This is a genomic window from Alistipes sp. An66 (genome assembly GCF_002161445.1).
In the GTDB taxonomy this organism is placed as follows: domain Bacteria; phylum Bacteroidota; class Bacteroidia; order Bacteroidales; family Rikenellaceae; genus Alistipes; species Alistipes cottocaccae.
Genome location: NZ_NFHT01000003.1, coordinates 229,987 through 236,194, shown reverse-complemented (window position 1 = coordinate 236,194; position 6,208 = coordinate 229,987). Strand labels below are relative to the sequence as shown.

The 6,208-nt window shown below is 53.2% G+C and carries 4 protein-coding genes; 2 read left to right on the top strand and 2 right to left on the bottom strand.

Going from position 1 to position 6,208, the window contains the following annotated elements:
* Window positions 1-130 precede the first annotated feature (130 nt).
* Window positions 131-2,179: a DNA/RNA helicase domain-containing protein gene (locus B5G16_RS03985; protein ID WP_239405950.1), complete on the bottom strand. Its 2,049-nt coding sequence runs from the start codon at window positions 2,177-2,179 to the stop codon at window positions 131-133.
* 316 nt (window positions 2,180-2,495) lie between these two features.
* On the opposite strand from B5G16_RS03985, the gene B5G16_RS03980 reads away from it, so the two are divergent.
* Window positions 2,496-3,062: a YdeI/OmpD-associated family protein gene (locus tag B5G16_RS03980; protein ID WP_087261382.1), complete on the top strand. Its 567-nt coding sequence runs from the start codon at window positions 2,496-2,498 to the stop codon at window positions 3,060-3,062.
* A 1,287-nt stretch (window positions 3,063-4,349) separates the two neighbouring features.
* Here the strand turns inward: B5G16_RS03980 and B5G16_RS03975 are convergent.
* Window positions 4,350-4,826 carry a hypothetical protein gene (locus B5G16_RS03975; RefSeq protein WP_087261379.1) on the bottom strand — a complete coding sequence of 159 codons (477 nt, stop codon included), beginning with the start codon at window positions 4,824-4,826 and terminating at the stop codon, window positions 4,350-4,352.
* 451 nt (window positions 4,827-5,277) lie between these two features.
* Between B5G16_RS03975 and B5G16_RS12840 the strand changes: the two genes are divergently transcribed.
* Window positions 5,278-6,183, top strand: coding sequence for a helix-hairpin-helix domain-containing protein (locus tag B5G16_RS12840; protein WP_239405949.1), 906 nt, complete (start codon window positions 5,278-5,280; stop codon window positions 6,181-6,183).
* The last annotated feature ends 25 nt before the right edge of the window (window positions 6,184-6,208 follow it).

Below are 6,208 nucleotides of genomic sequence, written 5' to 3'. Positions count from 1 at the left end.
TTGTCAACACCATAAGTCTACTCTTTTTTAGTTTTTTGTTGATTCCCTATACAAATCTAAAAAATCTGTAGACTTTTTTATTTATCCTTCTCCAGACACACTTTTGGGAACAGTATCAGTATTCCCCTTCTTATATCACTTCTAACCCTATTGACTTGAGGTATTTGTAGGTGTCGTTATAAAACTCAGGTAGTCGGGTTGCATCCTCAGGGAACCCATCAACGGTCTTGTTGGAATTGCCTCCTGGAACGCAAATGACCATGCCGATACGGGCGCGTGTTAGGAGGACACGGTAGGCATTCAACATGTATTTTCGTCGTTCGAGGCTGCTTTCGGTTTGCCCGGACTCTTCGCGCCAGGCTGTTCGGCCGTTGAAATTGAAGTATCGCCAGCTTCCGTTTTCGCAGCGCAGGTCGGCATCCCAAAGGACGCAGGTATAATCCAGTTCGAGCCCTTGTACCTGGATCTCGGTTGCCGCATCCTCGAGGTAGTTGGAAGAGCGGATGTCAGTCTTATCCTCCAGGAACCAATGAACGGCGTTTTCATCTCCTTGACCCAGAACATCGACGGCCAGCGGCTTAAAGCGTGCGGCAGTCTTGCTGACGAGAACGCCGGAGCGTTGTGAGCCTCGGGCGTTCTTGCGTAGCCAAGCCCTTGCCTTGGTCATATCTCGGGTCAGAACAATCGGATAGTGCGCTTTGATCGTGTCGTACAGCGCAGCGGCATCCGGGTTGAAGGAGAGCAAGGCGTGCACAAAGGCGGAGAGGTTCTCGGCTCTAAACGAACGTAGACTAACCCCCAGATGGAGCTCTGGAGAGAAGGTCACTTTGTCATTGCCGGCCAGTAGTTCATTGACACGTCCTTCGGCATATTCCGCCTCGGTTAGCTTGTCGGAGATGTAGATCCTCCAGTGTGTAAATTTCTCATTGAGGGCCTTGATCCATTCCGAAATGCCGGCCTCTCCGGTGTTGATCTCTTGCCCGCCACCTACCAAGCATACAATCGTTGCCCAATCCTCCCGTTGATCCAGAGACCAAATAAGGAAGGCCGCCTCGGAGTAGGGAAAGTTCTGGATCTTGAGTTTGTTGCCGTAGGTTCCTCCGCGTTTGAGGTAATCTGCGAGCCGCTTGTGGGTCCATGAACGCTGCGCTTCGTCAAAGATGGCGACATGTTCCACCTCGCCATAGCCGGCTTTGGCAAGCTTGATTGCTTTCTTGGGATCAATCTCAAGGATGCCATTCTCAATCGGAGTTTTTAGCTTGGCCAGCATGTTGTCCCGATAGCGATGGATAATCTGGATGAATTTGCCAACCTCCCTTCGTGAATCCGACCGGTTCTTTTTCTCGCCCCGAGCTTGACACTTCTTCTGGTTGTCGATGGCCAGAGCCTCGGTCAGCACCGCGACTAACGGCCCGTTGCCCGAAAGATAAACGGCCCCTTCATCCTCGCTCAATTTCTCACCATTCTGGTAGGATTGTTTGACGGCAACATCCAACCCGACCAATGTCTTCCCGGCTCCCGGTACGCCCGTAACAAAACAGATGCTCTTCTCGCCCTTCTCTCGGCTGGTCTTGATCACATCGAGGATATATGCAATCGTGCGATCGGTCGATACCTTGTCCGCTTCGTGGCGGGTGATGTCCTCTACCGAGTGGTTCTCGTAGAGCCTTTTGGCTGCCTCGATGATAGTCGGGGTGGGTGAGTAGGGGCTGATGATCCAGTCGGCCCCCAGACTTGGATCTGGCGATGTGGCTCCAGCATGTGCCAGAACATCGGCAATGAGCTGTTGTAGACCAGCTGGCCCTGTTAACAGGGGGTTGTATATGGAATCATCATATACAGAGGCCTGGAATACGCTTGAACTTTTACTGATCCAAGGATGTATGAGAATGGGGATAATGATCCTATTTTGGCTCAGCAAGTGAAAATTCTTCAGATCCAAAGCATAATCTAATACTTGCTCGATATATGACCGCATATTCTCCTTCTTAGCCTCTTGTCTTGTCTTGAATTCGAGGCAGAAGATAAGCCCACGAAGCAGCAGAACAACATCGATCCGCTTTCCGAGTCGTGGAATGTCGTACTCGAAAATGACCTGTCCATCTTCATCCTTCCACGGTTGCAGGCCCTCCTGCATAATGCGGATCTCATCGGCCCAGGCTTCGTTGGTTGTGGTCATAGCAACTCCGTGATAGTTATTCACGAAGGTTCCCAACAGAGCCTCTGACGACTGCTGTAAAAATTCGTGTATCGTGGCGTGATATAGACAACGAGTCATAAGCAAAGCGAATAGATTGTGGGGCGTGTTCCCCGAATATCGATGAATACAAAATTAAGATAAATCTAACGAAGTCGGTCATCTTGGATATATAAAGTTTCAATGGATGGGAAAAGAGTGTTTCTTGGATTTGCCCCGCTTTTGTAGCCCTCTACATGTACTCGTTTCGCATTAATTTGCGTAATATTGCATGTTGGACAGACAGCTGCAGAAGATTATGGAGATCCATAATTTGTTAGATGCCAAATCGAGGTCGGAGTTGCGCGAGTGGCTTCGGCAGAACCACGACAAGGAGCCGGAATGCTGGGTGGTGGTCAAGCGGGGACGCCCCGTTGATGACGACACCTTCTGGTATGTCGATGCCGTGGAGGAGGCCCTGTGCTTCGGCTGGATTGACAGCACCACCAAGAAGATCTCCGAAGAGGTGACAGCCCAGAAACTTTGTCCCCGAAAGCCTCGCAGCAACTGGTCGGAACTGAACAAGGAACGATGCCGCCGCATGGAACGGCTGGGGCTGATGACCGATGCGGGACGGGCCGTCTTGCCGGATATGAGCGAAACCGGATTTTCCATCGATCCCGATATTTTGCACGAGTTGCAGTCCGACCCTGTTCTTTGGGAAAACTTCTGCCGTCTGCCGGATCTCTACAAACGGGTGCGGATTGATACTATTCAGATCAAAAAGAACCAACCCGAACTTTTTCGGAAACGTCTCGACAAATTTCTTGAAAACACCCGCAAAGGCATTCTCTACGGTGAGTGGAACGACAACGGGCGGTTGTGAGTTCTGCTCCTTTTCATCCGGCAGCAAGGTAAGGGCCCGGAGCGAAATGCCAACCTCAGGCCCCGGTGGGGTTTCCGCAGGGAAAAGCCTCTTTCGGTGGAGCCCTTTCCCCGCGGAAAAAGTTGTCGTATTCGCTCCGGCCCACTTTTGAAGATGCTACCGATGGAAAGGAGAAAAACCATGCTTCGGCTGTGTGTCGTGTCTCCCGTTCCCCGGACCATCTTTCATCCACTGGCCTCAATCCCTGCTGCCACCTAAGGTTAATTTGTCGCCCGTTTTTCTCGCGTTTGAGCCATGATGGAGCTTGGTGATGTTAGTTGTGCTCTGCGGTGGTTTTTGAGGTGTATGGCCTATTTCTGTGGTCCCTATCGTGTATTTATCGGGCTTCCGCCGTAGGCGCAGCGCCCAACCCTCCCTGATGCAAGAATGTGGGCAACGACCAAAGTCTTGTTGTCGCTCCAGCCCTATGTATCCAACTGGTATCCGCAAATCAATATGTCCGCAAAACAACAAAACAGAGAGCCTGCAAAACACTACGTCAGTAAAACAACAAAACAGTGTGTCAACACAACAGCGAAACAGCAAAACCGTGACTTCAGTCAGTCAGTACTTCAGTCAGTCAGTACTTCAGTCAGTACTGACGTCAATCAGTCAGTCGGCCTTTTTGAATAAGACGCCTCCGGACCTTCCTTTTTTTGTCGATTTTGTTCCCGATGTCGGCTTCGGGAACGGGTGGTTCGCCTCTTCAGATTGGCCGGCGAACAAGCGGGAACGGGACGTGATATTCGACCCGTTTTTGAGCCCCTGGAACATTATATGTTCGGGACTCAGCAAGCTGTGTTTTCCGTTACGCGAAATATTCTCGGTAACGAAAACAGCTTGCCCGCAAGGGGGTGGAAAACTCCTCCGAAGTCGTCGTTTTTTACCGGGGCCACCGTGGCCCGACCCGAAATTTAGCCGGCGAAGGATTTTCGAGACCCCCTTCGCCAGAAAACAGGGAAGATCCGGCCATTTTGGCGTGGTAAAGTGGCGGTTTATCGCCTCAAATCAGACTTCAAAAAGCCCGTTTCGACCGATTTTGGGCGGTTAAGGGTGCAAAATTTTGGACAAATTTCACGAATTTGGAAGCCCTCAATTCATCCAATTGAGAGCCTCTAATCCGACATTTACGCCATAAAAAGCAGGGTAATTTGTCCTCTTTCAGCGTTCGATTTTACAGAATTTCGATCATTCAGAACCGGGTTTTGAAGCGGTTTCAGTACCAATTTTTCCCGTGAAACGAGACGTTTATTGCGGGAAACAACGCACCGGTTTGCGTCCCAACTCCAGCCCGCAGAGGACGTCGAGCGAGCTGGGACGGCCGTCCGAGCGGAGGGCGTAGACGCTCTCCTCGGCCATCGTGGCGATGGCGTAGTTGCGGGTTTGGGCCGTTTGCCAACCGGTCCGGCGGGCGTTGCGCACGGCAAAGATCAGAATGCGCTGCTCGGCCAACGCCTCTTCGATGTCGGGAGGGTAGCGGCGGTAGAGGGCGCGCCCCAGGGCCCAGATCACCGGGTGCCGGGCTTGCAGCAGAAGTTCAAAGACTGATTTTTCAAGCGGGGATTGGAAGCCGCTGATTACGACACGGTCGGTTGCGCAACACGCCTCGGCCCAGCGCAAGGCCTGCTCCTCGACGGCCGGTGAGACGACGCGCGAGGCGAAGAAGGCGACCTTCCGACGGTCGAGCAGGGCGGGGTTTCCGGTGTAATCGTAATCGAAAGCCATAAAAAACGTGGGTTGCCGCATTGACTTACCACGCATTCAGGCCTTCGCTGCCCCTCTCGAAATAAGCAACACGGACAGCCCACGCGAAACGTGTATTGCACATAATGCGCCAATAGCGCACGGATGCAATACATACGTTTACGGAGCGCCCGGCTACATTTCTTTCGAGAGATCAAAGTTGCGAAGTTTGAATGCGAAAGAAAACGTAACAAAACGTTCGTATAAAATGTCCGGCTCCGCGGATCGGCACGGAACCATCTACAAAAATAGGAAATTAAATCGGAAAACCGCCAACAGTCGCTGTTTTTTGCGGTAGAGCGTCTGTCGGGCGGTGTGTATCGTTGTAGTTTATTGCCGCAGGCGGGGTGACCCGCTTTCCTGCTGTCGGCAAATTTCGTATCTTTGTCTTGGATAGGACGCGCCGAACGGCGTCCATAAACCGAAGTAGAGCATGAGTACCCTGGAACGAGCCATCGAGATTGCCACCGAGGCGCACCGCGGCCAGCGCGACAAGGCCGGGAACGACTATATCGGTCACCCGCTGCGGGTCATGGCCGTGGGCACAACCCCCGAAGAGAAGATCGTCGGGGTGCTACATGATGTGGTCGAGGACAGCGACTGGACGCTGGAGGGGCTGACGGCCGAGGGGTTTGCACCCGAAATCATCGAGGCGCTGCGCTGTTTGACTCACGCCGAGGAGGAGCCTTACGACCGTTATATTGCCCGCATAAAGGGCAATCCGCTGGCCGTGGCGGTCAAGCTGAACGACTTGACGGACAATATGGATATCCGCCGCCTGCCGTACCTCTCGGACAAGGATGTCAAGCGGCTGAAGCGTTATTTGCGGGCCTACAAGCAGCTGACCGGCGAACCGACCTACTCGGTCTACGCCTGCCGCCAGGAGTATCCGAACGCCTATATGCCCTGGACTGAGGAAGATGATTTGGAGTTGACGCGCCGGTGGTGTGAGGGGGCGACGGAGGTGGAGCTGTCCGCCCATTTCCAGCGCAAGCCCGTGCCATCCGTTCGCGCATCGAGAAGCTCGATCTGGAGCGGCTTTACGGGAAACCAAACAGCCATGACTGAACTGCGAAAAATACCAAACGTCGGGCCGCGGACCGAAGCGGATCTACTGGCCATGGGCTACACGACCATCGAATCGCTGAAGGGCAAGACGGCCGAGGAACTCTATGCCGAGGAGTGTCGTCTGCGGGGGTGTCAGATTGACCGCTGTCAGCTGTATCTTTATCGCGCGGTCGTCTATTTCGTCAACACGGAGAATCCCGATCCGGCGAAGTGCAAGTGGTGGCTCTGGAAGGATCGGCCTGCGGCGGAAGCGGACCCCGAGCGCAAATAGACCGGTTGGGCCGATATACGCCGCA